This is a genomic window from Arthrobacter sp. M4, assembly GCF_020251205.1.
GTDB lineage: Bacteria > Actinomycetota > Actinomycetes > Actinomycetales > Micrococcaceae > Arthrobacter.
This window is the reverse complement of the sequence record NZ_JAIWYX010000003.1, coordinates 288,238-314,396: the sequence shown is the minus strand read 5'-3', so window position 1 is coordinate 314,396 and position 26,159 is coordinate 288,238. Positions and strand designations below refer to the sequence as shown.

The window sequence follows — 26,159 nt, the reverse complement described above, 5'->3', positions numbered from 1 at the left end:
TGGCTAGCGGTTGGGACAGCCTGCCAGGGAATGGACGGCGGTTGCCGCCCGCCTGCTGGCCTTGGGCATAATTGAAGGGTGAATGCACCCCGCGCCTGGCTGATTTGGACTATTGGGGTCTTCGCCTACTTGGTGGCCGTGGCGCAGCGGACGTCTTTCGGCATTGCCGGCCTTGAAGCGACGGAGAGATTCCACGCCACGGCAGCCGCTATTTCGTTCTTTACCGTGCTGCAGTTGCTGGTGTATGCCGGGCTGCAGATTCCAGTGGGTGTGCTGGTGGACCGCTTCGGATCGCGGGCCATGATTGCCACCGGCGCGGTTCTGATGGGTCTGGGCCAGCTTCAGCTCGCCAACGCGGACACTGTTCCGGGGGGAGTTTTTGGGCGTGTCCTGGTCGGCGCGGGGGACGCCATGACGTTCGTGTCAGTTCTGCGCCTGGTTCCCCTGTGGTTCGCGCCCGCCAGGGTACCGGTGGTCACGCAGCTGACGGGCATGACCGGACAACTTGGACAGTTGTTCAGTGTGGTGCCGTTTGCGTTCCTCTTGCACGCTTCCGGCTGGACTCCGGCGTTCCTCACGTTGTCTGCGATGTCGGCATTGGCCGTGGTGCTGGTTCTGGCCCTGCTGCGCGACGTCCCGCCCGGGCACCCGCCGCGGGAGCCCGCGCAGGGGCTGCGGGCTACCGGAGTCTCGCTGACACGTGCATGGCAGCAACCGGGAACCCGATTGGGGTTGTGGAGTCATTTCACGGTGCAATTCAGCGGAAACGTCTTCGCGATGACATGGGGATACCCGTTCCTGGTGTCCGGACAGGGCTTGGATCCGGGAACAGTCTCCGCCCTTATGGCCCTCTTTGTGGCGACGGCGATTGTGGTGGGTCCCGGCTTTGGCCGATTCGTGTCCCGTCACCCCATGCGCCGTTCCGCCATGGTCCTGCTCATCACCGGCGCCACCGCCTTGGCATGGGCGACGGTTCTGCTGTGGCCAGGCCACGCACCTCTGTGGTTGCTCGCCGGGCTTGTTGTGGTCCTTGCCATAGGTGGACCGGGTTCGATGATTGGCTTCGACTTCGCCCGCACGTTCAATCCGGCACAGCGCATTGGTACGGCCACGGGCATAGTCAATGTGGGCGGATTTATTGCGGCCCTGGTCACGATCTTCGCCGTGGGACTAATTCTGGACGTGCTCCGCGTAACTGGCTATTCCAGTGACCTGTACAGCCTGGATTCCTTTCGAATCGCCTTCAGCATCCAATATGTCCTGCTTGCGTTGGGCACAGTCCTGATTCTGGTGACTCGCCGCAAAGTGCGCAGGCAGATGGCCGCGCAGGGTGTACACGTCCCACCTCTGCTAAAGACCCTTGCAGAACAGAGGCGCGCCAGATTGGAACAGCGGCGATCCCGCGCCGTCAAGTAGGCGTGGCTCAAGCGCTGGATTATCCACATAACCCGTGAGATCCACATAGCCGCAGTGGTGTCTGGTACGGCTTCAGGTCTCCCGGCAAGGCTTGTAAGCATGACATTAGACAAGCCCATGATCGCCACTGCCCCTGAGGATATTCTCGGCTTCGTTCCACACGTCCTGGGTTACTGGCCGGATCAAAGCCTGGTGGCCATGACCACGCAGGGCAACTCACTCGGTGCCACGCTGCGCGTGGACCTGCCGGACACGGACAGGCCGGATCAACTGGCGGCTTTCGCGGAACAGGTCAGCGATTATCTTTCCGCCGATGAAAAGGCCGACGGCGTGCTTCTCGCCGTTTTCACAGATAGCGGTTGGGAGACGAACAGCGTGGGCGGCACTTGGCGTCCCATGCTTAGCTCGCTCGCAGAGCGTCTGGCTGCATCAGGGACGCCGGTTAAGGTCGCATGGCTGGTTGGCCACGAGTACTGGCGAGACGCAAGCTGCGACGACGAACGATGCTGCCCCCTCCCTGGCAGGAGCGTCCAGCTGATCAAGGACAGCCGCGTGAATGCTGAGATGGTGTACCGGGGCAGTTCGGTCCGGCAGGCGCCCTCGGACGTGGACATCTATGGGGACTGCGCTCCCTATATGCGGTCGCTTGCCACGGCTGAGGATGGCAGCGAATCGTCGGAAGACGGGTTCCTGAGTCTACTTGAGCCGCACTGGCGTGACAGGGCATGCTTCGAAGCGGTTTTGCATATGTGGAGCAGTCTCCGCGTGGCTAAAAAGCTGCGTTCGGGTGAGATTTCGCTGGAATCTGCCAATTTCCTTCGGGCGACTCTACGCGTTCCCGGTTGGCGCGATGCAATAGCGGTTATGGCCGCTGCCGGGTTTGCCGATGCTTATCGCGGAGCGGACGATTTCGGTTTCCTTATGGACGCCGAGAGCTGCGATGCAGGGTTGCCTGACGGAGTCCCGGTCGAGTTGCTGCAGCTAAGTGCTCAGGCAACCAGGACGGTATGCAAGGCTGGGCCGTCCGAGGACGGAAGCCCAGGCGCTCCAGCGGTCGCGGTACACGGGACCACAGCGGTGGCAGCAACCTATGGTGACGTCCTGCTGGGGCTTGCACCTGATGTGCCGGACTGGACAGCAATGCAGACGCTGGACGACATGCTCAAGGCCTTGGCAGGTTTCGGTGGGGGCGAGGCGCGTGCCGCCTGCCTCACGCTGCGAGGCTGGATTGAGTGGTGTAGGGGAAGGGGATCCTACGCCGATTCCTTGTACAGGGCGGCCTTGAGGGAACTGCCAAGCTACCGCTTGGCCGAACTCCTCCAGGAAGTGGTCCTGCGGGGAACGCTGTGCGGCTGGGCGCGGCGGTCCGAAGCAGCATGGCGACGGTTTGGCACCGCCGCGGCCTAAAATTCGGGGTCCTGCTGATCGTGGAATGCGGTCGAAACGCCACTTGGACGCGTCATGGCGTGCCTTTGTGCTGAAAACCGTGCGACAATGGATGCCGAGACCCGGTTGGGTCCGCGTTTGCGTGTCCGGAAAGTTCCCGACGGGAACAATCCAGAGTCGTCAGCAGTTCTACTAAGTGGCCCTGCAGGCGGCGGTTGCACGTGATGTTTACCGCGGACTTGACAGGGTCATAGTGGTGTTGCCCCCATGGTGATTCCACAGACCGCCGCTAGAAAGGTTTTCTGTGACCCCGTCTTCCGTCGAGAAGGAACCCGCCGCCCAGGCCGAACTGTCCGCCGAAGAAACGAACGCGGGCGCATCTGCCAAGCGCGCGGCTACACGCGCAGCCAAGGACTCAACCCAAGGTGCAGACCCTTCGGGAAAGCCGGCTCCCAAGAAGCGCGGGCCTAAGCCCGGCGCCAAGGCAGCGGCCGAGGCCGCTGGCAAGAATGCCCGAGGCCAGGCCGAAGACGAAGAGGAAATCGACGACGCCGAGGTCGACGAGGAAGAGGATTTCGACTCGGCTTCGCCCGACGAGTCTGAGCTCACGGACGAGTCCGAGGAAGCAGAGGAGACCGAGGAAGAAAGCGAGAAGGCCCCCGCGGCCACCGGCTCCGGCTTTGTTTACTCCGACGCTGACGATGATGATGCACCCGTTCAGCAGGTCATGTCCGCCGGTGCTACGGCTGACCCTGTTAAGGACTACCTGAAGCAGATCGGTAAGGTAGCCCTGCTGAACGCTGAGCAGGAAGTTGACCTGGCGCTCCGCATCGAGGCTGGCCTGTTCGCCGAAGAAAAACTCGCGAACGACGACGGCGGTATGGCGCCGAAGCTCAGGCGGGAACTCGAATTCATCGTTCATGACGGAAAGCGCGCCAAGAACCACCTGCTGGAGGCCAACCTCCGTCTGGTCGTGTCGCTGGCCAAGCGCTACACCGGTCGCGGCATGCTTTTCCTCGACCTTATCCAGGAAGGCAACCTCGGCCTTATCCGCGCCGTGGAAAAGTTCGACTACACCAAGGGCTTCAAGTTCTCCACGTACGCCACCTGGTGGATTCGGCAGGCCATCACGCGTGCCATGGCGGACCAGGCACGGACCATCCGTATCCCGGTGCACATGGTGGAAGTCATCAACAAGCTGGCCCGTGTCCAGCGGCAGATGCTGCAGGATCTTGGCCGCGAACCTACTCCGGAAGAACTCGCCCTCGAGCTGGACATGACACCGGAGAAGGTCGTCGAAGTCCAGAAGTACGGCCGTGAGCCCATCTCCCTCCACACTCCGCTGGGTGAGGATGGCGACTCCGAATTCGGGGACCTCATCGAGGATTCGGAAGCTGTGGTGCCCGCCGACGCAGTCAGCTTCACGCTGCTCCAGGAGCAGTTGCATTCCGTCCTTGACACGCTGTCTGAGCGCGAGGCCGGCGTTGTAGCGATGCGTTTCGGGCTGACCGACGGCCAGCCGAAGACTTTAGACGAAATCGGAAAAGTGTACGGCGTTACCCGCGAGCGTATCCGCCAGATCGAATCCAAGACCATGTCAAAGCTTCGCCACCCGTCCCGGTCCCAGGTCCTCCGGGATTACCTGGACTGATACCCGTCCAAAAAACACTGGCCACACGCTGGCCGGCGCGGCTGATTCCCAGTATTTGTGATACCCGGAGTCAGCCGCGCGTATGTTTGCCGTACGCCGTCATGCCCGGTCGCGATGCGGTGAGGGGCCCGCTGAGCATGGGTGACAGGGGCATAAAACAAGGCAGGCCCCCTTCCAAGAAGGGGACCTGCCTTTAACGTTTGCTTGGTCTAGTCGACGGGAACGGGTTCCTTTTCATGCAGCCGGTCGGTCTCGTCGTGCCAGCTCGACGTGAGCGGCCGCAGTTTCGCCTCCACTGCCCGTGCGTGGTGTGCGCAGAACAGCAATTCCCCACCGGAGGATTCAAGTACAACCCGGACATATGCCTGTGCCCCGCAGCGATCGCACCGGTCCAGGGCGTTGAGCGTGCGGTCTGCCACTGCTGTTGCCATGTCTGCCTCCTTCAGTAATTCAGTACGTCCATATAACCAGCAATCGATGCCAAACCTATGCAAGATTGGCTCAACTTTCGCTCAGCGCGTATCACGTGTAGGTAACATCACGGTGATCCAACCCCATCCGCCAGGAGTGGCACACCCTCTTTGGGGCCGAGGCCAGTTAGCCTAGGACAAGCCGTTTTTGCAGATTTCCAGAGGAGTAACCCGCCAGTGGTACCGAGTTCTGAATACACCGCCAGGCACCTTTCAGTACTGGAAGGTCTGGAAGCTGTTCGGAAACGTCCGGGCATGTATATCGGTTCCACCGACTCCCGCGGCCTGATGCACTGCCTCTGGGAGATCATCGATAACGCCGTGGACGAAGCCCTTGCGGGCTTTGGGCACGACATCAAAGTGATCCTCCACCAGGACAATTCGGTTGAAATCCACGATGACGGGCGCGGTATCCCCGTGGACGTTGAGCCCAAAACCGGCCTGACCGGCGTCGAAGTTGTTTTCACGAAGCTTCACGCCGGCGGCAAGTTCGGCGGCGGGTCCTACACGGCGTCCGGCGGCCTGCACGGCGTGGGCGCTTCAGTGGTAAATGCCCTGTCAGCCCGCCTGGACGTCCAGGTGGACCGTGGGGGGAAGACTTACCAAATGTCTTTCCGGCGCGGGGAGCCCGGCCGTTTCAAGGATCAGGGATCGAGGCTGGACCCGGCGTCGCCCTTCGAAGCTTTCATTGAGGACTCCGTCCTTGACGTAGTCGGGAAGGCCAAGCGTGGTGTCACCGGCACGCGCATCCGGTATTGGGCTGACCGCCAGATTTTCACGCCTGACGCCAAGTTCTCTTACGAAGAGTTGGCTGCCAGGGCCCGCCAGACTTCCTTCTTGGTCCCTGGTCTCAAAATCACTGTTCGGGACGAAAGAAAGCTGCCCGGAACACCGGGGGAGGGCGGGCCGCACGAGGAGATCTTTCACCACGACGGCGGCATCTCCGAGTTTGTCGACTTTCTGGCCGCGGACACCGCCGTTACGGATGTGTGGCGTCTGCACGGCGCCGGGAAGTTCAAGGAAACCGTCCCGGTCCTGGATGAGAAGGGACACAGCAAGATCGCCGAAGTCGAACGCGACTGTGAAGTCGATATCGCGCTGAGGTGGGGGATCGGCTATGACACTGCCGTCCGCAGCTTCGTGAACATCATCGCCACTCCCAAGGGGGGAACGCACCAGGCAGGCTTTGAACAGGCCCTGCTGAAAACCTTCCGCAAGGCGGTGGAAACCAACGCCAGAAGGCTCAAAGCCGGCAATGACAAGATCGAAAAAGACGACGTCATGGCCGGACTGACAGCGGTGCTCACAGTGCGCCTCGCCGAGCCACAGTTCGAAGGCCAGACCAAGGAAATCCTGGGAACCTCCGCAGTCCGTGCAATCGTCGCCAGGGTGGTGGAGAACGAGATCACCGCAAAACTCAACTCATCCAACCGCAACGACAAAGCCCAATCGGCTCAATTGCTGGAAAAGATCGTCAACGAGATGAAGTCGCGCATCTCGGCGCGGGTGCACAAGGAAACCCAGCGCCGAAAGAATGCGCTTGAGACTTCCTCCATGCCCTCCAAGCTAGCGGACTGCCGTACTGACGACGTGGGACGTTCGGAGCTGTTCATTGTTGAAGGTGACTCGGCCCTCGGTACAGCCAAACTGGCTCGCTCGTCGGACTTCCAAGCTTTGCTGCCGATCCGCGGCAAAATCCTGAACGTGCAAAAGGCCTCGGTCGGGGACATGCTGTCCAATGCAGAGTGTGCTGCGCTAATCCAGGTTGTGGGTGCCGGTTCCGGCAGGAGTTTTGTGGCCGAGGCTGCCCGCTACGGAAAAGTGATCCTCATGACGGACGCCGACGTCGACGGAGCCCACATCCGAACGCTGCTGCTCACGCTATTCTTCCGGTACATGCGCCCGATGATTGAAGAGGGGCGGGTCTTTGCCGCTGTTCCGCCCCTGCACCGCGTGGAGGTTATCAACCCTGGCCAGAAGGCCAACGAGATGATGTACACCTACTCTGAGGCCGAATTGCACGGACTGCTGGCCAAGCTGGCCGTGGAAGGCAAGCGCTACAAAGAGCCGATCCAGCGCTACAAGGGCCTCGGCGAAATGGACGCCCAGCAGCTCGCCGAGACCACCATGGATCCGCGGCACAGGACTCTCCGCCGCGTCACCATTGAGAGTGCACAGCGCGCCGAGGAAGTGTTTGACCTGCTTATGGGCTCCGACGTGGCCCCACGCAAGGACTTCATCATTGCGGGAGCGGCCAGCCTTGATCGGGAACGCATCGACGCCTGACCAGGGCCACAGGTCCGGACTGTGCGCCTGACCCGGATAACGTCCTAACCCAGCAACCCCGGCACGAAGAGCAGGGCCGTGGGCACGGCCAGGAGCAGGGCGGATCCCGCCAGCACCAAGGCTCGGAATCCCCGGGCCAAGGGCGGCTTGGGGGAGAGAAGCCTGCTCACCCGCGTCGCAGTCGTCCGCGCGGAGGCGGCGCCGCCGCTGCCACCGAACGCGGAATCCTCGACGTCGGACCCTGTGGCGGCCGGCGACGTAACCATACCGCCCGAGTCGCTGTCCGTCGTCGTTTTCTTGTTGCCCAGGGGCCCCATGGCCGGGTTGCTGGGTGACGCTCCGCTTGCCACGATGGCTATGGCGCGGATGAGTGTGGCCTTGCTTTCGGACTTCAAGGCGGCGTCATCGGCGAGCATCTCGATCAGGGAGTTGACCGCTACCTGCGCCAACCGCGTTGTGGGGAACCAGGGCAACGCCTGACGCCATGCGGCGAAAGCCCAAAGCAGCAGGTCGTGGCGTTGGCTTAGGTGTGCGTTCTCGTGGTTAAGTACCGCGCGGAGTTCGTTGGGTTCCAATGCGGCCATCAACCCGTCGGACAGCACGGTCACGGATCGTGCGCCTCCGGGTAGGCAGTAGGCCACTGGGGAATCGTGGTTGATGACCAGCGTGCCGGGTCCTCCGGCGTCAGGGGAAGCAAGAAGAGCCAGCAGTTCGCGGTGGCGTCGCCGCTGCCGTTCGATCTTCACGTAGGTCAACAGCAGAGTGAAGACAAGGTGGGCCGTGAGGAGCGCGGCTGCCGAGAGGGCGAACAGGTGCCAAAAACCCAGGGACGTTGTTGGCGCATTGAAAAACACCATTCCCGCGAGGGTGCGCAGCCCGGCAATAAGGTTGTCACCGGCAGGCTCCAGGCCGTAGACAAGCATTGCGCCAATCATCGACAAACCACCAGCGAGGGCTATTGCCTGCCATAGGACCATGGCCGTGAACGGGGCCCGTGAAGGCCATTCAGCCCGCGAAAGAAGTACAGGTACCGGCCAAGCCAGTACCAATGCAAGGACCGCCAGAAAGTATGAGGTCCAGAACATGCTGGGTCAGCTTTGGCCGAGCAGTTTCCGCAGAGTCGCTGCTTCACTTTCGGTGACCGACCCGATGAAACGCGCCAGGACTGCTTCGCGGTCGGGTGCCGATCCCAACACTTCATGCATGAGCTCGGCCGTGTGGTCCGCGCGGCTGGACACCGCCTGGTAGCGGTGCGGGCGCGTGCCCCTCTCGCGTTCCACCAGGCCCTTCTTCTCCAGGCGTGACAGCACAGTCAGGACAGTTGTGACGGCCAGTTCCTTGCCCGGGTGGGCGGCTGCGCCGTCGTCGGTTCCCGTATTGTGGGCCAGTAGGTCGCGCATTGTGTTGGCAGTCACAGCCTCCTGGCTCGCCCACAGCAAATCCATGACAGCCCGCTCAAGTTCCCCAAGACTCGCCATTTTCACGTCCCTACTTTCCACTCCCCGGCTGGTGCATTGCGTTTTGGTGCAGTGCTTCCCGGTGGGCGATGATCCAACATTCCACAATCAATCTACCGCGTTTGTATGAGCCATTCTACGTGAAGTAGAACATGCGGCGTGGCGCACCCTTGCACGCATAGTGGCGCGCTGGAAGAGTGGTGTCCACACTGGGACCGATTTGTTCTACACTGTGTAGAAGTTGGAATTTCTACGAAGCGTAGAAATGTTGGAGGCCGCACCTCGGGCCGCCGGACAAAGGACAGCCATGGACGCCTTGGAAATCGCACGTTGGCAATTCGGAATCACCACGGTCTATCACTTCATGATGGTGCCCCTGACCATCGGCCTGGGCCTGGTGGTAGCCGTCATCCAAACGCTCTGGCACCGGACGGGCAAGCAGGAATACCTGCGCATGACCAAGTTTTGGGGCAAGCTCTTCCTGATCAACTTCATCATGGGCGTCGCCACAGGCATTGTGCAGGAATTTCAGTTCGGTATGGCGTGGAGTGAATACAGCCGGTTTGTTGGCGATGTGTTCGGTGCTCCGCTGGCGCTGGAAGCCCTGCTCGCTTTCTTCGTTGAATCGACGTTCCTCGGCCTGTGGATTTTTGGCTGGAAGCAGTTGAAGAAGGGCGTCCACCTCACCTGTCTCTGGATCGCCGTCATTGGTTCGCTGTTCTCCGCCTACTTCATCATTGTGGCCAACAGTTGGATGCAGCATCCCGTGGGTGTTGAGATGGTCAATGGACGGCCCGTCATGACGGACGCTTGGGCGGTTTTCACCAACAACACGGCCCTTGTTGCTGTGCCGCACACCCTGTTCGGTGCGCTCGGTGTTGCCGGGGCTTTCCTGCTTGGAATCGCCTGGTACCACCTGTGGCGCCGCCGGCGCGACGGCATCGACACGGTGGACGCTGAGGGTCGTGCGGTACCCGGTGTGGCCGACATTGCCGGACGTGACAAGACCGACTACCAGGTATGGATCCAATCGCTCCGGATTGGCGCCGTCGTGGCCATGATCTCCTTCGCGGGCACGGCCTTCACCGGAGACCTGCAGGGCAAGCTGATGTTCGTCCAGCAGCCCATGAAGATGGCTGCCGCCGAAGCAGCCTGCCATGATGGCACAGGCTTCTCCGTCCTCAGCGTGGGAAACCTGGGTTCCAAGAATTGCGATGACATTGTGGCTGTCATCGAAGTGCCCGGCATCCTGTCCTTCCTGGCGAACGGTGACTTCACCACGGAGGTGAAGGGCGTGAACAGCCTGCTGGACGAATACAAGGACAAATACGGTACCCACGTGCCCAACAAGCCGCTCTACAGCGACCGGGCCGGGCAGGAGGTTCAATACGTCCCGGTCATGGAAGTCACCTACTGGGGCTTCCGCACGATGATCGGCTTTGGCGGAATTGCAGCTTTCGCCGCCATGCTGGCGCTCTGGGTTACGCGAAGGGGTGTTGTACCGCGCGCCCGCTGGCTGATGAGGCTGGCTGTCTTCGGAATCCTTGCTCCCTTTGGTGCCAACGCCGCCGGTTGGATCTTTACGGAGATGGGCCGACAGCCGTTCGTGGTGGCGCCCAACCCGGACCCCACCGGCATAGACCAGGTCTTCATGTTTACCGCGGCTGCCGTGTCGCCTGGCGTGTCGGCAGGAGAGATCATGACCTCGCTTGTTGTTCTGACCGCCATTTACGCCGTCCTGTTAATCGTCGAAGTCCGCCTCCTGGTCAAGTACACCCGGGGAGGGGTCGCCTCGGCGATGCCGGAACTCACCGAATCCAAAAAACAACCGGCCGGAAAGGACGACGGCGGGACGCCGCCTCCCGCCGGCACCGACGTCCTGGCGTTCGCCTACTAGGGAGATTGAGGAGAGCATCATGGAGTTCCTCCCCACCATCTGGTTCGTTGCCATCGCCCTCCTATGGACGGGCTACCTCTTCCTTGAGGGATTCGACCTGGGCGTCGGCATGCTGATGAAACTCTTTGCCCGCAATGACACCGAGCGGCGAGTTCTGCTGAACACCATTGGCCCGGTCTGGGATGGCAACGAAGTGTGGCTCCTAACAGCGGGCGGCGCCACCTTCGCAGCCTTTCCGTTGTGGTACGCGTCCCTGTTCTCGGCGCTCTACCTACCGCTGCTGGTGGTCCTCGTAGCCTTGATCTTCCGCGCTGTTGCTTTCGAGTACCGCGGCAAGGTGGACTCGGAGCGTTGGCGGTCAGGGTGGGACTGGGCTATCGCCCTTGGCTCCTTCGTTGCCGCGTTCGGCGTGGGTGCAGCATTGGCCCTGACCACAACTGGCCTGCCCGTTGATGCCAATGGCGACCGAAGCGGAGGACCATTCGCCTGGTTTAGTGGATACGCGGTTCTGGGTGGTTTGGCCGTCGTCGGATTCGCACTGGTGCACGCGCTGGCCTTCCTGACGCTGAAGACCGACGGCGACGTTCGCGTACGTTCGCGGCAGTGGCTGGTGCGCTGGCTCCCCGTTGCAATCCTTCCGATGCTTGCCTGGGTAATCGCAGTTCAGGCGCTTACCGGCAGGCCATGGACGTGGGCAGCAACAGTCATTGCAGCCATTGCCGCTGCTGTTGCTTGGTTGTTTGCGCGCCGAGGCGCTGAGCGTCGGCCATTTGTGGGGCTAGCGCTTCTGATCGTGGCCGGGGCGGCAGCGATTTTTGGCGCCGTGTATCCCGTTGTCCTGCCATCCACGATTGATCCGTCCTTTAGCCTGACCGTGGGCAGCGCCTCGTCCTCCGACTACACATTGAGCCTCATGAGCATCGCCGCGGCCATTGGCCTGCCCATCGTCATCGCGTACCAGGCATGGACCTACTGGGTGTTCCGGCGGCGCGTGGCTACGACACACATCCCTCCCGCCCATGGCTTCCTCCCTGCCATCGCGGCCAAGGTCCTCGCAGACAAGGAATAACGCACCCATGAGGCCGACCTTCCCCTCCGGTCCGTCCACTCGGTTCGCCCTGTGGTGGCTCGGGCTCCTTGCCGCAATGAAGGCCGCGTCCCTCATACTGCTGGCCCAGTCCGTAGCCACGCTATTGGCGGCCCTCGCGGCCGGCGACGCGGGCGCCGCCGGACCGGTCGGGAACGCAATCTTCGGGGCAGTACTCAGTGGTGCTGCCGGGGCGATCCTGAGGTCTGTCTCGGTCTGGGGACAATCCGTAGCTGCACGTCGTGCAGCGCTCGGCGTGAAGGAGGAACTTCGTGCCTCGCTGCTTGGGGCAGCCCTGTCGCCACGTGGACGCCACATAGGCTACGGGCAGGCTGAGGCGGCCGTCGGCAGCGACGGTGGCATGGCGATCCTGGCGACGAAGGGCCTGGACGCACTGGACAACTATTACACGCAATTCCTTCCCGCCCTGGTCAACTGTGCCGTAATTCCGCTGATCATTGGAGCGCGCATCCTGCTCGCGGACTGGGTGAGCGCACTGGTGATCGTCTTCACCGTTCCCCTTGTTCCGCTGTTCATGGTGCTCATTGGCAGGCACACCGAAGAGCGGGTTCGGGAAGCCCAAGCGACGCTGTCACGACTTTCCGGGCACATTGTGGAACTCGCCAAGGGACTCCCCGTGCTGGTAGGGCTTGGCAGGGCCGCGGGACAGCGCAAAGCCCTGGAAGAGCTGTCCAACGAATACCGCCACCGGACCATGGGTACTTTGCGCACGGCGTTTATGTCGTCACTTGCCCTGGAACTGATCGCCACCATCTCCGTTGCGGTTGTGGCGGTCTTTATCGGCGTTCGGCTCGTTGCGGGGGAAATGCCGTTGGAAGCCGGCCTCCTCGCTCTCCTGCTGGCCCCAGACTGCTACCTGCCCCTCAGGGAACTGGGAACAGCCCACCACGCCAGCGATGAGGGGCGGGTGGCGCTCGCCGCGGCAAACGCCGTGCTCGCTGCCGCCCCCGCCGGCGCGCCAGGGACTGCAACGCCCAGCACCGTGGAAAGCAATAAGCAGGAGGGCCCGCCGGGCGTGACTGCAAGCCAAGGCCACAACGCTTCCGGCCACGACCCTTCCGGGCACTACCCTTCCGGGCTCGAGGTCGAAGGGCTGACGGTGCGCTACGACGGAAGGCGGCAGGCCGCCGTCGGGCCCTTGACGTTCAGCGCGCGTCCCGGAACCGTCACGGCACTCTCCGGGCCCAGCGGTTCCGGGAAAAGTACCGTCCTGGGCGTGCTTGCGGGCACGGTCCGCGACGACGGATCGAAAACCTCGGTCGAGGGACGCTATTCGGGATTCGACGCTAACCGCGTGGCGTGGGTGCCGCAGCATCCGACCATGGTGGCCGCCACTGTCGGTGACGAAGTACTCCTGTATCTCTCAGGGATGGGAAGCGAGCAGGACCTAGCGGCCGCGGTCCTGCGGTGCCTTCATGGCGCTGCAGCCAGCCACCTGGCGGCTCGCCATCCAGCCGAGCTCAGCCCTGGTGAATTGCGGCGCGTGGCACTGGCCCGCGGACTGGCCAGGATCGAGGCGGGCGCCACTCTTCTGCTGCTCGACGAGCCCACGGCCCACCTCGACGACGTCGCAGCCCATGCCGTGCACCAGGCAATCCGCAACCTGCCCGCACATATGACGGTGCTTCTGGTGGCACACGACGCACAGACCCGCGCACTGGCAGATTACGTAGTGGACGTTGAGCCAGATCAGGGTCGGCCAGGCACCGCGCTCCGAAGCCTCCCCACGATAGGCAGGAGCACCGGGGACCACGCGACGCGATCAATCACGGCAGCCTCCACGCCTGATCCGGCCCCAAGCTACGTGCCGAATGAAACCCCAGCCAGCGGTGGCGTTCCGGGAACGTTATCGACACTTTTGGGACTGCTGGCGCCCTTGCGCTGGCGGTTTGCCGGAGCTGCCCTCCTCGGCGTCCTTGCGGCCTGCTTCGCTGCCGCGCTTTCCGGGCTGTCCGGCTGGCTGATCATACGGGCCAGTGAACAGCCACCTATCCTGTACCTCTTGGGTGCAATCGTCGGCGTGCGGTTCTTCGGCATCGGTCGCGCGGTGCTCCGGTACTGTGAGCGCCTGGCGTTGCACGACGCGGTGTTCGCCACCGTCACCAAGTTGCGCGGAGCCCTGTGGGCATCACTCAGCCGTCGCGCCCTGTCGCTCCGTCGACTGCTCCAAGGCGGAACGGTGCTGGGGTCCGTTGTTGACGACGTCGACACTGTCCGTGATCTTCTTCCGCGCGTTATTCTTCCGCCCGTCGCCGCCCTTGCCGTCGCAGGAGGGACTGTTGCTGTCGCCGTCATCGTCTTGCCGGCAGCAGTGCCCGCCGTTCTGGCAGCTGTGGTCGTGTCCCTGCTGATCGGTCCGGCCCTGGCGCTCGCAGGGGACAGGATGGCCGCGCGCGCCGAGCAAAGGCTGCGTGTCAGGGTTCTTCGTGACGCGGCCGCCGCGATCGACGCGAGGGACGACTTGATGGCCAATAGGGTGTCGTCCCCGGTGCTCTCCGCGATCGGAAAAGCTGATCGCGCCGCTACCGACGCATCACAGCGATCGGCCTGGGCAGACGGCCTGGGACAGGCAGCGACCACTTTGGCATGCTCCCTTGCCGCCGTCGCCTCTGCGGTGCTGACGGTGCCGGCCATAGCGGACGGCTCCGCAGCCGGGGCGACTGTCGCCGTCGTTGTTCTGCTGCTACTGGCGCTGGTTGAGCCGAGTGCGGCCGCGACGACGGCAGTCCGGCAATTCCCGGCCCTCCGCGAAGTACTGGGCCGGGTGGCCGCAGCCGGGGCGCTGGACCACAAGACGCTCGATTCCTCCGACACCGGGTTGGTTAGTGTGCCGGACCGTGAAGACGGCCGGGACGGGGTACGAATTGAGGGCCTGGCTGCTGCCTGGCCGCACTCGGACCCCATATTCGAGGGCGTCGCCGCGGAGGCAGGGCCTGGTTCGTGGATGGCCGTCCGCGGCCCCTCAGGCTCAGGCAAATCCACGCTGATGGCGGTGCTGCTCGGGTTCCTGGAGCCAGTTGGCGGTCGGGCGGAGGTGAGCGGGTCCGCAGCGTGGTGTCCCCAGGAGGCGCACCTTTTTGATTCGACTATCCGGGGCAACCTCCTGCTTGGCCTACCGAGCGGGGGTGGGGCGGCCGACGTCGAACGCCAGCTTGGCGATGCGGTGGCGGCGGTCGGGCTGGGATCCCTGTTGGGACGGCTCGACGACGGCCTGGACTCCCGCATAGGCCCAGGCGGAGCGTTTCTGAGCGGGGGAGAGCGACAGCGCCTCGCTGTGGCCAGAACACTCCTGACCGGGGCCGACGTCATCCTGCTGGATGAGCCCACAGCACACCTGGATGCTGAGTCCGCGCGGATGCTCCTCGCTGACCTTCGCGTTGGCCTGGCGGACCGGACAGTCATCCTGGTAACGCACAACCCAGCCGATATCGACGACAGTGACTCGGTCCTGGTCCTCGGCGGTGGGGATGCAGCCGACGATCTGCCCGGCGCCAGGGTTTCCGTGGACCGTCAGGGACGGCGCGTCAACGCCTAGCCGTCCACATCGTGGAGATGGTGGACCACGTCGTGGAGGAAGTACCGGGAGAAGCTAAGCACTGTGAATTCCGAGCCGTTGCTCCTCAAACCCGTCCGGTCCCACTGATCCTCCGTCACTGAGGCGAATGAAGCAGCGATTTCCTCGCCAGCGGCAGTGAGTTGCAGGGCAACTTCCTCCGCGTCCGCGTGCTCGTAGTCGCCATCGAGTGCAGCCTGGTCCTGGTCCCAGTTGTCGAACTTGGCGGCGTCGTCGCTAAGCATCAGGTTGAGCCGGCGGTCGAATAGATCGAAGACGTCGCGCACATGGCACGCGTACTCGAGGGGTGACCAAGTGTGGTCATTAGGCCTGGTGCCGACGGCCGGGCGCCGGAGGACGGCGCGCCATCTGGGAAGCAGCGCGGTAACCGTCCCGGCAACGGTTGAGGGCGTGACACCGGCCGGGTCGAACCCGCACTCCGGGCACGGCCGGGTCATAACCCACGTCCAGTCTTTTTCATCGGGAATGATCGGCATGCCCTCAGTCTAGGCCCCGCTCATCGTGTCAAGCCTCACGGCCCAAGGCGGATCGGCCGGGGTACTTCCCTCGGATCGGAACAAGAGTAAAGTTCGCTCTGGGGGTGGGCCTGGAAAGTGAGAGCCATGCTCAAGGATCAGCCAGTGGCCGCAGTGTTGCCGGCAAGCGATATCAAGAGGGCACGGGAGTTCTATCGGGACAAGCTGGGCTTGGAACCAGATAATCCGGACGCGGAAGACAATTTTCAGTACAGGTGCGGAAGCGGTACCGGCTTTATGCTCTACCAGACCGACAATGCAGGGACTGCCAAGAATACGCAAATTGGATGGATGGTCCCCGACCTTTCCGCTGAAGTCGCTGAACTTCGGTCCCGCGGCGTCCAGTTTGAGGAATACGACTTTCCCGGGCTGAAGACGGAAAACGGCATTGCTTCCTTCCCGGACGGATCATCGGCTGCCTGGTTCCTGGACACGGAAGGCAACATTCTGAGCGTCGGGCAATACACAATGTGATACGCCGGAACCTCACTGCGACCGCATGCGTGGGGCTCCGTAATCCCTTGCAATGGAATGGGGACGGCCCTGTGGGCTGTCCCCATTCCTCCGCGGGTTGTGCAGTTACTCCGTTGGTGTTTCTACGGTTGCGGCTTGCGCCGGGCCTACTCGCGTATCCGTTGCGTCCGATGGCCAGGCCATGCTCGGACCGATGTCGTCCACGGGCTGGGAGAGCGGGATGCCGGAGCCGTCGCGGCGGCCGTGTTCCTGCGGCAGTGCCCTCGCCACACCGCTTGCGGCGCACGCCTTTGCCGGGCCGTGGCCCGCCCAAGCCAGCAATAGGACATCCTCGCCCTTGAGGAACCGGTGTGCGCGCACGCCCCCTGTGGCGCGGCCCTTGGCCGGATACTCAGCGAAGGCGGTAACTTTCGCGGTGCCGGGAGCTGTCCCCGGCAGGGCGCCATTGCTGCCTGCAATGGTCACCACAACTGCAGTGTCATCTCCCGGCGCCACAACGCCGAAGTGGATGACGGAGTCCCCGGCGGTCAGCTTGATGCCTGCCATGCCACCCGCGGTCCGGCCTTGGGGACGGACCACTGCCGACGGGAACCTCAGCAACTGTGCCTGGCGTGTGATAAATACCAAGTCCGACTCGTCCTCCGCAGCGGGAGCGATTCCCACGACGTGATCCTTGTCCTTCAGCGTGATGATCTCCCAGTCCTCGCGGTTGAGGGGATATTCCGGCTGAACACGTTTGATGATGCCCTGCGCTGTTCCCATGGCCAGGACCGTATCCAACGGCACAAAGGCAACGAGTGTTTCGCCCTTTGGCAACGTCACGAAGTCCTTGGCGGGGACCCCGCCAGTAAGGTTCGGAATGCCGGACACGGGGGGCAACAGCGGCATGTCCATCACCTGCAGCCGAAGCATCCTTCCCTGCGAGGTAACAGCCCCAATCTCGCCCCTGGCCGTTGTTTTGACCACGGAACGGAACACATCATGCTTGCTGCGCGGGCCCGATTCCGCCATTGGTTCCTGGCCGGTGGTCCGGGCGATCTGTCCGGATGCGCTGAGGATGGCCCAGCAGGGGTCATCGGCGATTTCGAGGGGCAGTGCTGCGGCCTTGCCCTTGGGGCCGGGTGCGGTCGCCAGCGCGGCCACTGTTGGCGACACGGCCTCGGATTCCAGGAGGACCGTTCGGCGCGGGGTGCCGTGGGCCTTTGCGATCTCTTCGAGTTCGCCGGAGACTAGCTCCCGCAGAAGCTGGTCAGAAGCGAGGATGGCTTCCAATTCGGCGATCGCCTTGTGGAGCTCGTCCTGCTCCTTTTCCAGTTCGATCCTGGAGTACTTGGTCAGCTGACGCAGCCGAAGCTCCAGGATGTAATTCGCTTGGATCTCCGTCAGGTCGTAGATGGACATCAGCCTGTCCCGGGCAGCTGCCGCCTCGTCCGAGGAGCGGATGATCTGGATGACTTCGTCGATATCCACGATGGCGATCAGCAGGCCCTCCACGAGGTGGAGCCGGTCCTTCTTCTTCCCAAGGCGGAACGATGTGCGCCGGCGCACCACGGACAGCCTGTGGTCCACGTACACGCGGAGCAGGTCCAGGAGGCCGAGCGTCTGCGGCTGGCCGTCGACCAATGTGACGTTGTTGATCCCGAACGAGTCTTCCATCGGTGTCAGCCGGTAGAGCTGCTGAAGCACTGCGTTGGGGTTGAAGCCGTTCTTCAGCTCAATGACCAGCCGCAGGCCATGGTTGCGGTCCGTGAGGTCCAGGATGTCGCTGATGCCGGTCAGCTTCTTGGCGTTGACGGCATCCTTGATCTTCTCGATGACTTTCTCGGGACCCACCATGTACGGCAGCTCTGTGACCACAAGGCCTGTGCGGCGTGCCGAGAGCTGTTCGATCTCAACTTTTGCCCTCGTCTTGAACGAGCCCCGGCCGGTTTCGTACGCGTCCTTGATGCCGTCCAGGCCCACGATGCGGCCGCCCGATGGCAAATCGGGGCCCGGGACGTACTGCATGATGTCCTCGAGCGTCGCATCAGGGTTGGCGATCAAGTGCCGGGCCGCTTCGATGACTTCGCCAAGGTTGTGGGGGGCCATGTTCGTGGCCATGCCGACCGCAATGCCTGTGGTGCCATTGACCAGCAGATTGGGGAACGCCGCCGGCAGTACATCCGGCTGGGTCAGTTGGTTGTCATAGTTGGGGACGAAATCCACCACATCTTCGTCAAGATGGTCCGTCATCGTCAGGGCCGCAGCAGCCAAGCGGGCCTCTGTGTAACGGGGGGCCGCAGGGCCGTCGTCGAGCGATCCAAAGTTGCCGTGGCCGTCGATCAGCGGAAGCCGCAGGGCGAAGTCCTGCGCCATGCGCACCATGGCGTCGTAAATGGCGGCGTCACCGTGGGGGTGGAGCTTACCCATGACCTCACCCACAACGCGGGCACTCTTGACATGGCCGCGGTCGGGGCGAAGCCCCATGTCGCTCATCATGTACAGGATGCGCCGCTGGACTGGCTTCAGCCCATCCCTGGCGTCGGGCAGCGCCCTCGAATAGATCACGGAGTAGGCGTATTCGAGGAACGAGCCCTCCATTTCGGAGGTCACATCGATGTCGACGATATTTTCGGTGTAGTCCGAAGTATCTTCGCCTGAATGGACGGGGCTTTGGCGGCGGGCCATGGAGTCGGTGAATCCTTAACGGTGTACTGCAGAGGTCTTGGCTAGGCTAAGCCTATGGTGGATCAGCCCGGGGCCGGCGTATATCCGGAACATTGGGAGGCCGATGTCGTACTGCGGGACGGCGGCACAGCGCACCTCAGGCCGATCTCGCCCGATGACGCAGGCGCCGTCCAGGAGTTCCACACCGGGCAGTCCCAGAACTCAATTTACCTCCGGTTCTTCTCATTCAAGCCACGACTGTCTGAGAAGGAGCTTCAACGCTTCACGGAAGTGGACCATCGGGACCGGGTTGCCTTTGTCATCACCATCGCTGGAAAGATCGTTGGGATCGGCCGGTACGACCGACTGGAGGACCGCTCCCAGGCGGAAGTCGCGTTCAATATTTCGGACGCCCACCAAGGCCGCGGCATCGGCTCGATCCTGCTGGAACACCTCGCCGCCGCCGCACTGGAGAATGGCGTGCGCCGCTTCACGGCCGAGGTTCTGCCGGAGAACCGGAAGATGCTTATGGTGTTCGCGGACGCCGGCTATGAGGTGCAGCGCCACTTCGACGACGGTGTTGTCAGCGTCGCGTTCGACATCGACCCCACAATGAAGTCCCGCGCCGTCATGGAAGCCCGCGAGCACCGCGCCGAGGCGCGCAGCGTGCGGGACCTGCTGGCGCCGTCGTCGGTGGCTGTTATCGGCGCAAGCCGGGCGTGGGGCACCGTCGGATACCAACTCCTCGAACACATCATCGACGGCGGCTTTACCGGACCGGTGTACGCGATCAACCCCGAAGCGTTCGAACTTGCAGGGATGAAGTCCTACGCCAAACTCGCCGAGGTTCCTGAAACCGTGCAGCTGGCTGTGGTCGCCGTGCCGTACGAAGAGGTGGCCAAAGTAGTCACGGAGTGCGCCGTCGCTGGAGTGAAAGGCGTGGTGATTGCCTCCGCCGGGTTTACGGAAGCCGGTAAGGACGGACTCCAACGCCAGCGTGCCTTGGTCCGGCTGGCAAGGAGCTACGGGATGAGGGTCATAGGCCCGGAATCCCTGGGGATCGTCAACACAAACAAGGATGTCTCCCTCAATGCCTCCATGGCGCCGTCCCTCCCACGGACCGGTCGGCTCGGCCTCTTCAGCCAGTCATCGGCCATCGGTGTCGCGCTATATGCCGCCGCCTACCGGCGCCGCCTTGGCCTGTCCAGTGTTGTGTCGGCCGGGAACCGTGCTGACGTGTCTGGAAACGACCTCATGCAGTACTGGGAAGACGACGCCGACACCATCGCAGTCGGGCTCTACCTGGAATCAGTCGGAAACCCACGGAAATTCTCCCGGCTGGCCCGCCGTCTGGCGCGCACCAAGCCGGTAATCCTGGCCCGGTCCGATGTCATGGGGCTCAGGCTCCCTCCCGGCCACATCGTCCGAACCAGCCAAGCCCCCGCAGGTGCGCTGGAGGCGATGTTCCGACAGGCGGGCGTCATTCAAGTGGCCACCATCGAAGAACTGGCCGACGTGGCCCAAATCGTCTCCGGGCAACCGCTCCCGAAAGGACCACGCATCGCGGTTGCCAGCAACTCAGCTGCCCTCGCATCCGTTATTGCCGAGTCCGCGGGATCCCGCGGACTCGTCATTGACCGAACGGTCACGGACATCGACCTCGACGCCGGTGCCTCCATCGCAGGGCCTGCGTTAAGCGACCGTTTGTCAGCGGCACTTGCCAGCGACAACGTGCACTCGCTCATCTGCGCCTTCCTTCCGGGCCGCAGCCTCGACGCAACACAAACCGCGGAAATCATCGCCGGATGCGCCTCCGCCGCCGGCAAACCCGCGGTCGCTGCTTTTTCCGGCATTCTGGACCCTGCAGTCAACGTGGAAGGGCTGCTGCCGATTCGGGACGGCCAGGACGGCGCCGTCCCAACCGTGCCGTCCTATGCCAATCCAGGCGCAGCGGTCGCGGCGCTCGCCGCCGTGGTGCACTACTCGCAGTGGCTTCAACGGGATCAAGGACTGTTTCAGGAACCCGACGGCTGTGACACCGATGCGGCACGGCAACTGCTTGAATCACTGTTGCAATCCCTCCACGGCGAACAGCTTGTACGCCTCGACGCCGCAAACGCGGCAACACTGCTGGGACACTATGGCATCACTATTGTTCCCTCCGCGGTGTTCACCACAGACGACGATGCGGTGGCGGCCGCGAACCGGCTCGGGTGGCCTGTAGTACTGAAGACAACGGATCCGGCACTCAAGCATCGCCTGGACCTGGGCGGCGTCCGGCTGGACATTCGTGATGCCGAATCGCTGCGCCGGAATATCGCCAACATGCGTCGGGCCCTGGCTCCGTACGGCTCAACGGAGCTCGAGGTTCAGTCGATGGTTCCGGTCGGCCAGGCCTGCACATTCCGCGCCATCGAGGATCCATTGCTTGGTCCAGTGGTGTCATTTGGGCTGGCAGGGGACGCCGTAAACCTCCTCGACGACTGGGCGCACCGTGTCCCGCCGCTGTCCGCCGTCGACGTCCACGACTTTATCCGCGCCCCGAGGGCCTCCCGGAAGCTGTTCGGCTACCAGGGCCTTCCCGCCGTCGACATTGCGGCCCTGGAAGACCTTGCGGCCAGGCTGGCCGTCCTAAAGGACGACCTGCCGGGAGTGGTCCTGGTTGAGTTCAACCCAGTGTTGGCGGGCACGGATGGTGCGCGGATCCTGGCTGCTGACGTCTGGATCGGCAACGCGGCCCAACGGACAGACAGCGCCCGTCGGGCGCTTCTGGGCTGAGCTTTCGACGGCGGCTGGCTGCCCTCGTTTGGGCGTCGGCCGAGGGTGCAGCGTGCCCGGGGGGACGGTTCCACAGTTAGGAAAGTCCACTTCGGATCTGTGAAAATGGAGGACATGACCTCCCAGCCTCCCACGCCCCAGCCGCATGCCGGACACCATCTGGTGCACAACCACAAATCGCAGGGGCAGAGCCTGGACCAGGCCCTCGAGCGGGCTGGCTTCTACCCACGGCTGGTGGGGGACGTAGTGGACGACGCCTTGGACGGCCGGGACTGCCTGGCCCACCTTGTCCACTTGGAAACCCACTTCGACCGAGCTGAAGTGCGCCGCCACATCACGGTTCTGGTCCTTACGGATGACATGCTGGTCATTACCCACGTCGACGACCAGCAACTGGACGAAGCCGGACAGCAGATCGTCGCCCAGATATCCACTGAGTCCGTGCCAGTTGCCCAGATCCGTTCGGTGGTCCTGAGCTACATGTACGCGCAGCCGCAGAACTACAAGCCCACCGACCCCGTGCGTGAAGTGACCCTGTCCATTGCATGGTCGGGGGGCCAGCGCATAGACATCGGGCCGGCCAGTTGCGGTGATCCCCAGTGCGAGGCGGACCACGGCTACACCGGAACCATCGCCCAGGAAGACATTGTCCTCCGAATCAGTTCCGAGGCCGATGGCCTGCAGGCGGTCCAGGACGCAAAGTACTTTGCCCGTGCGCTGCGGGCAGTCAACACCGGCGCTTCAGCACCGGCACGCCACGCTCCGGCGATGTCGGCTCCCCGTCCGCGCACCGGAGTCTTCGGGAACCGCCTGAGCCGCGGACACCAGCGCTGACATGGGGCCTGCACAGCAGCACGTTTCCATTGCCGGGGCTGCTGAGGCAGCCGGACCGGCGGGGCTTCCCGCGGCTCCTATGTACGTGGACCGCTCCATAGCCCAGGTCCTCACCAGCGCAGCCGCCAGCATGGGATTGCCCGGCTTCGATAATGCCTTGGGTCTCCCGTCCGCGGACAGGGTCTGCGTAGTGCTGGCTGATGGACTTGGCCGCACGCTGCTCAAACAAAAGTCCGCGCACACTCCCTTCCTGAGAACGGTCGCTGCGGGTGGCCAAGGCGAGGTCCCCGTATGGATCGACGCTGCCTTTCCGTCTACTACTGCGGCGTCGCTGGCAAGTTTGGGGACGGGCCAGCCCTCCGGGCAGCACGGCATGGTGGGATATGACGTACTCGACCCCCTGCAGGACAAAGTCGTCAACCTGCTTGGGAACTGGGACGCCGGCGTCGATCCCTACAGCTGGCAGCCCCTCCCGACAGTCTTCGAACGGGTCGCCGAGCATGCCGACGTCGTGACCGTCAGCCTGCCCCAGTTTGGCAATTCGCCCATGACCCAGGCAGCTCTGCGCGGCGGACGGTTTGTGGGCGGGAATTCGCTGCACGCCAGGACCACAGCGGCTGCCGATGCGATGTCCGGTGGCGGGCGTTCCCTGATGTACTTCTATCTGAACGAACTCGACAAGGCCGGCCACCGTTACGGTTGCCAGTCTGAGCAGTGGGAACACCAGTTGGAAGAGCTGGACTCGACCGTCAAGAGACTTTCCCAGCAGCTGCCCGCCGGCACCACCATCATCGTGACCGGGGACCACGGCATGTTGGACGTGCACGAGTCGCAGCGAATCGACTACTCCGCAGATCCAAGCCTCGTGGCTGGCGTCCGCCACACAGCAGGGGAGCCTCGCATGGTTCACCTGTATCTGGAACCAGACGTGGGTGACAGCGGCAGGGAAGCCTTGCTGGCGGCATGGCGGAAACGCTTCGGCGAACGGGTCTGGGTCTTCACGCGGGACGAGGCTGTCGCCGCCGGCTTGTTCGGCGGACTGCGTTCCGGCGTCGCGGGCCGGATTGGCGACATCATGGTCGCCGCCCGGGACAGCCTGGCCCTGTACGATACGCGTCGTGTTCGGCCGACTGCGCTGGAAGTGGTGGGGCAGCACGGCTCCCTGACCAGGGCCGAGCGGGAAGTGCCGTTCTTGTGCTTCCCTGCAGTTGGCCGAAGGGGACGGCGTGGCTGAACTGATCTTCTTCTCCGGCACCATGGACTCCGGCAAGTCCACACTGGCGCTGCAAATGGACCACAACCACCGGGCGCGCGGCCGTGGGGGTGTCCGATTCTCCTGCAACGATAGGGCGGGGGACTCCACAATCTCCAGCAGGCTGGGCCTTCGTGCGGATGCCGTTGAGGTCGAGGAAGAGACTGACTTTTGGGAAGAAGTGGTTCGCCGGCGGACTGCGGGCCAGCGCGTGGACTACCTCATTTGCGATGAGGCGCAATTTTATTCACCCGGACAGGTCGAGCAGTTGGCCCGTGTGGTGGACGAGATGGATGTCGACGTCTTTGCCTTCGGGATCACCGCCGACTTCCGGACACACCTGTTCCCCGGTTCCCGCCGACTGATAGAGCTCGCAGACCGAGTGCAAGTCCTGCAGGTGGAAGCCCTGTGCTGGTGCGGCAGGAGGGCGACGCACAATGCCCGGACCGTCGACGGAGTGATGGTGGTCGAAGGCGACCAAGTTGTGGTTGGGGATGTTGAAATGTCCGGTGAGGGCAGCGGCTCCCACGGACTCGAACCCGTGATCGAATATGAAACGCTGTGCCGCAGGCACTACATGCGGCGCGTAACTGCCCATGGAGCGAGGCTCATGGCCGGTGGCGAAGCAAGCCTGCCGTTCGACGTCGATGCCTGCCTTTGGCAGGGGACCGGCGGCGTGCAGGGTACTGGCAACACCAATAGTTAGCGCAACTTTTCGCGCATCGCGCGCTGGTTAGTCGCCGCGTGTGCCGAAAACAATTTCATCCCAGCTTGGCACGCTGGAACGCTTGGGCCGGGACGGTTGGCGTTCGACCGCGTTCTCCTCGCCCGGGCGTTGTGGCCCGTCCGCCGGACCATTGCCCTGGCCGGTTCGTTGCCCCTCCGCGCGGTTAACCCCCTGGGTCGAGTACTGTACTGGGCTCGTTGGTGTTGCCTGGGTGGTACTGCCTACTTCGGGTTCCTGTGGGCGGGCACCCGACGATCCCTCGCGGTGACCGGCTGCGTGTATTGGACCTGCCCCCTGCCTTGACGACTCTCCCCTCGGGGAAGCATCGCGCGGCCGGCTGTCGCCGCGAGGTGATCCGCCAATGAGTTCGTCCAGCCCGGCCCGTTGGGGTGCCGGGGAATTACCCTCTCCGGATGCGCTCTCCTGCCGTGGTTTGGCGGGCCTGCCTGCGGCGAACGGCGACACCACGCGGAGGGGCCCCGGAACTACCGTGATCTCGCGGGTGTCAGTGCTGACACCATCATGTAACCGCAAGGAATCGCCTTCATCGTGCCGAGGGTCGAGTTCGTGGCGGGGAGCCAGGCTCAGGCGCGAGAGGATGGATGGACGGCCGTCACGGCGACGATCGCCGGTTCCCTGCTCTGGTTCTTCCGGCGATTCCGTTCCCTGTGTTTCCGGGCCCTCAACCGATGGGTCTAACTGCTCTGCGGAGATCTCCGCGGCATTATCCTGATCGTCGTCATGTGAGTTCTGCGACGATGAACCGTCTGACCCGGAAGGCACCTCCGAAGGCCGCGGATGTGCCGCTGGAACTCCATTGGTGAGCAAAAGTGCCAGCGCGTCGTCGCCGTTTTCATCAACGCCCAGACGCTGCCCGCGACGGGAGCGGAGCATGTCCAAAAGGCCATCCGCCTCCCGCGCAGAGCTGGTGGGTCCGGGCCGCGTATCGCTGGCGTCTGCCTCGACATCAAAGGGCCGGTCGGATACGGCGGTGAGGCGCCGCGTTGGTACTGGGCCGTCCAAAGGTTCGAGTTCACTCAATTGCTGAGCCCAGCGATTGGCGTTGTGGAGGGATTTCCGGGCTGGACTAAAGGTCCACATGGCTGGCGGTTCTTCGCCGATGAAAGTGGCCGCGCTGGGATTCGGTTCGAAACGCGCCACTACCGTCCAGCTGCCGTCGGTGCGTCGCCACGAGTCCCATTCAACAGTGGATGAATCGATTCCGTGGGCAGTCAGTCGATGTGACACCATTTCGCCGAGAGTTGCCGGGTGGTCGCCGAAGGCCGCACGGTAGGCGTCATGCCCCGGCACCGGAGCGGCCACCTCGACTTTGCGAGCCTGTTCGGCAACGTATTCACGCTCGGCCAACACGGGCCCTTCATACCTCTGGACGTTCGCGAGGGGCAGTCCGGATAGCTCAGCGATCTCGGCCGCCGAGGCTCCGCTGCGGATCCTTGCCTGGATATCCCTCGGGGACATCGCCACGGGGGGAGCACTGGCCCGTGCCGCAACCTGCGCTGGCGTTCGGCTGGCAGCCACACGGAGGGCCTCGTCGATGGGCAGCCGGAACATCTCGCCGCCGGCTCCGCTCAACAGAAGGTGCCTGCCGTCGTCGTGGACGCCCACCAGCCGTAGATCCTTCATCAAACCCTCCACCATGGCATTGCTGTCAGTCGAAACTCTGCCAC

18 protein-coding genes are annotated in these 26,159 nt (G+C 63.4%); 12 read left to right on the top strand and 6 right to left on the bottom strand.

Annotation, left to right across the window (positions count from 1 at the left end; translation table 11 throughout):
• Positions 1-78 precede the first annotated feature (78 nt).
• The 3 genes from LD110_RS07915 (at position 79) to LD110_RS07905 (ending at position 4,453) form a co-directional block, all read left to right on the top strand.
• A complete protein-coding gene (locus tag LD110_RS07915) occupies positions 79-1,416 on the top strand; it encodes a nitrate/nitrite transporter (protein ID WP_225497959.1) in 1,338 nt (445 codons plus the stop codon).
• Positions 1,417-1,515: 99 nt separating this feature from the next.
• A complete protein-coding gene (locus LD110_RS07910; RefSeq protein ID WP_225497958.1) occupies positions 1,516-2,823 on the top strand; it encodes a DUF4192 family protein in 1,308 nt (435 codons plus the stop codon).
• 283 nt (positions 2,824-3,106) lie between these two features.
• Positions 3,107-4,453, top strand: a complete 1,347-nt coding sequence (locus tag LD110_RS07905) for an RNA polymerase sigma factor (protein WP_225497957.1) — start codon at positions 3,107-3,109, stop codon at positions 4,451-4,453.
• Positions 4,454-4,662: 209 nt separating this feature from the next.
• Here LD110_RS07905 and LD110_RS07900 read toward each other — a convergent pair whose 3' ends face one another.
• Positions 4,663-4,884, bottom strand: a complete 222-nt coding sequence (locus LD110_RS07900; protein WP_225497956.1) for a hypothetical protein — start codon at positions 4,882-4,884, stop codon at positions 4,663-4,665.
• Between the two features lie 216 nt (positions 4,885-5,100).
• Between LD110_RS07900 and LD110_RS07895 the strand changes: the two genes are divergently transcribed.
• Positions 5,101-7,209, top strand: coding sequence for a type IIA DNA topoisomerase subunit B (locus LD110_RS07895; protein ID WP_225497955.1), 2,109 nt, complete (start codon positions 5,101-5,103; stop codon positions 7,207-7,209).
• Positions 7,210-7,253: 44 nt separating this feature from the next.
• On the opposite strand, the gene LD110_RS07890 is transcribed toward LD110_RS07895, so the two are convergent.
• Positions 7,254-8,294 (bottom strand): M56 family metallopeptidase, encoded by a 1,041-nt coding sequence (locus LD110_RS07890; protein WP_225497954.1) that lies wholly within the window; start codon positions 8,292-8,294, stop codon positions 7,254-7,256.
• 6 nt (positions 8,295-8,300) lie between these two features.
• A complete protein-coding gene (locus tag LD110_RS07885; protein WP_225498127.1) occupies positions 8,301-8,687 on the bottom strand; it encodes a BlaI/MecI/CopY family transcriptional regulator in 387 nt (128 codons plus the stop codon).
• 286 nt (positions 8,688-8,973) lie between these two features.
• On the opposite strand from LD110_RS07885, the gene LD110_RS07880 reads away from it, so the two are divergent.
• From LD110_RS07880 to cydD, 3 genes are read left to right on the top strand one after another with little or no spacing between them, the layout of a single operon-like run.
• On the top strand, positions 8,974-10,563 hold the full coding sequence (locus LD110_RS07880) for a cytochrome ubiquinol oxidase subunit I (RefSeq protein ID WP_225497953.1): 1,590 nt from the start codon (positions 8,974-8,976) through the stop codon (positions 10,561-10,563).
• 19 nt (positions 10,564-10,582) lie between these two features.
• Positions 10,583-11,632 carry a cytochrome d ubiquinol oxidase subunit II gene (gene cydB, locus LD110_RS07875; protein WP_225497952.1) on the top strand — a complete coding sequence of 350 codons (1,050 nt, stop codon included), beginning with the start codon at positions 10,583-10,585 and terminating at the stop codon, positions 11,630-11,632.
• Positions 11,633-11,639: 7 nt separating this feature from the next.
• Positions 11,640-15,206, top strand: coding sequence for a thiol reductant ABC exporter subunit CydD (cydD, locus tag LD110_RS07870; RefSeq protein WP_225497951.1), 3,567 nt, complete (start codon positions 11,640-11,642; stop codon positions 15,204-15,206).
• Here the strand turns inward: cydD and LD110_RS07865 are convergent.
• The gene (locus LD110_RS07865) at positions 15,203-15,721 is read right to left on the bottom strand and encodes a DinB family protein (RefSeq protein ID WP_225497950.1); all 519 of its coding nucleotides are present in this window, start codon (positions 15,719-15,721) and stop codon (positions 15,203-15,205) included. The two genes, cydD and LD110_RS07865, sit on opposite strands and share 4 nt — an antisense overlap.
• Positions 15,722-15,847: 126 nt before the next feature.
• Between LD110_RS07865 and LD110_RS07860 the strand changes: the two genes are divergently transcribed.
• Positions 15,848-16,234 (top strand): VOC family protein, encoded by a 387-nt coding sequence (locus LD110_RS07860; protein WP_225497949.1) that lies wholly within the window; start codon positions 15,848-15,850, stop codon positions 16,232-16,234.
• 105 nt (positions 16,235-16,339) lie between these two features.
• On the opposite strand, the gene LD110_RS07855 is transcribed toward LD110_RS07860, so the two are convergent.
• Positions 16,340-18,901, bottom strand: coding sequence for a DNA topoisomerase (ATP-hydrolyzing) subunit A (locus LD110_RS07855; protein WP_225497948.1), 2,562 nt, complete (start codon positions 18,899-18,901; stop codon positions 16,340-16,342).
• 54 nt (positions 18,902-18,955) lie between these two features.
• Here LD110_RS07855 and LD110_RS07850 point away from each other — a divergent pair, with 54 nt between their 5' ends.
• The 4 genes from LD110_RS07850 to LD110_RS07835 all read left to right on the top strand — a co-directional run bounded on the left by LD110_RS07850 (position 18,956) and on the right by LD110_RS07835 (position 24,450).
• Positions 18,956-21,658 (top strand): GNAT family N-acetyltransferase, encoded by a 2,703-nt coding sequence (locus LD110_RS07850; RefSeq protein WP_225497947.1) that lies wholly within the window; start codon positions 18,956-18,958, stop codon positions 21,656-21,658.
• Between the two features lie 114 nt (positions 21,659-21,772).
• A complete protein-coding gene (locus tag LD110_RS07845; protein ID WP_225497946.1) occupies positions 21,773-22,492 on the top strand; it encodes a DUF5998 family protein in 720 nt (239 codons plus the stop codon).
• A gap of 1 nt (position 22,493) precedes the next feature.
• Positions 22,494-23,726 (top strand): alkaline phosphatase family protein, encoded by a 1,233-nt coding sequence (locus tag LD110_RS07840; protein WP_225497945.1) that lies wholly within the window; start codon positions 22,494-22,496, stop codon positions 23,724-23,726.
• Positions 23,719-24,450, top strand: coding sequence for a thymidine kinase (locus LD110_RS07835; RefSeq protein WP_225497944.1), 732 nt, complete (start codon positions 23,719-23,721; stop codon positions 24,448-24,450). Before LD110_RS07840 ends, LD110_RS07835 begins: the two co-directional genes overlap by 8 nt.
• 27 nt (positions 24,451-24,477) lie before the next feature.
• Here the strand turns inward: LD110_RS07835 and sepH are convergent, their stop codons facing one another.
• Complete coding sequence (gene sepH / locus LD110_RS07830) at positions 24,478-26,115, bottom strand: septation protein SepH (RefSeq protein WP_225497943.1); 1,638 nt, start codon at positions 26,113-26,115, stop codon at positions 24,478-24,480.
• Positions 26,116-26,159 lie beyond the last annotated feature (44 nt).

Excerpts from the sequence above, each read along its gene's own strand:
- LD110_RS07910 (WP_225497958.1), top strand. The coding sequence starts at position 1,516 with ATGACATTAGACAAGCCCATGATCGCCACTGCCCCTGAGGATATTCTC.
- LD110_RS07900 (WP_225497956.1), bottom strand. The coding sequence starts at position 4,884 with ATGGCAACAGCAGTGGCAGACCGCACGCTCAACGCCCTGGACCGGTGC.
- LD110_RS07890 (WP_225497954.1), bottom strand. The coding sequence starts at position 8,294 with ATGTTCTGGACCTCATACTTTCTGGCGGTCCTTGCATTGGTACTGGCT.
- LD110_RS07885 (WP_225498127.1), bottom strand. The coding sequence starts at position 8,687 with ATGGCGAGTCTTGGGGAACTTGAGCGGGCTGTCATGGATTTGCTGTGG.
- LD110_RS07880 (WP_225497953.1), top strand. The coding sequence starts at position 8,974 with ATGGACGCCTTGGAAATCGCACGTTGGCAATTCGGAATCACCACGGTC.
- cydB (WP_225497952.1), top strand. The coding sequence starts at position 10,583 with ATGGAGTTCCTCCCCACCATCTGGTTCGTTGCCATCGCCCTCCTATGG.
- cydD (WP_225497951.1), top strand. The coding sequence starts at position 11,640 with ATGAGGCCGACCTTCCCCTCCGGTCCGTCCACTCGGTTCGCCCTGTGG.
- LD110_RS07865 (WP_225497950.1), bottom strand. The coding sequence starts at position 15,721 with ATGCCGATCATTCCCGATGAAAAAGACTGGACGTGGGTTATGACCCGG.
- LD110_RS07860 (WP_225497949.1), top strand. The coding sequence starts at position 15,848 with ATGCTCAAGGATCAGCCAGTGGCCGCAGTGTTGCCGGCAAGCGATATC.
- LD110_RS07855 (WP_225497948.1), bottom strand. The coding sequence starts at position 18,901 with ATGGCCCGCCGCCAAAGCCCCGTCCATTCAGGCGAAGATACTTCGGAC.
- LD110_RS07850 (WP_225497947.1), top strand. The coding sequence starts at position 18,956 with ATGGTGGATCAGCCCGGGGCCGGCGTATATCCGGAACATTGGGAGGCC.
- LD110_RS07845 (WP_225497946.1), top strand. The coding sequence starts at position 21,773 with ATGACCTCCCAGCCTCCCACGCCCCAGCCGCATGCCGGACACCATCTG.
- LD110_RS07840 (WP_225497945.1), top strand. The coding sequence starts at position 22,494 with ATGGGGCCTGCACAGCAGCACGTTTCCATTGCCGGGGCTGCTGAGGCA.
- sepH (WP_225497943.1), bottom strand. The coding sequence starts at position 26,115 with ATGAAGGATCTACGGCTGGTGGGCGTCCACGACGACGGCAGGCACCTT.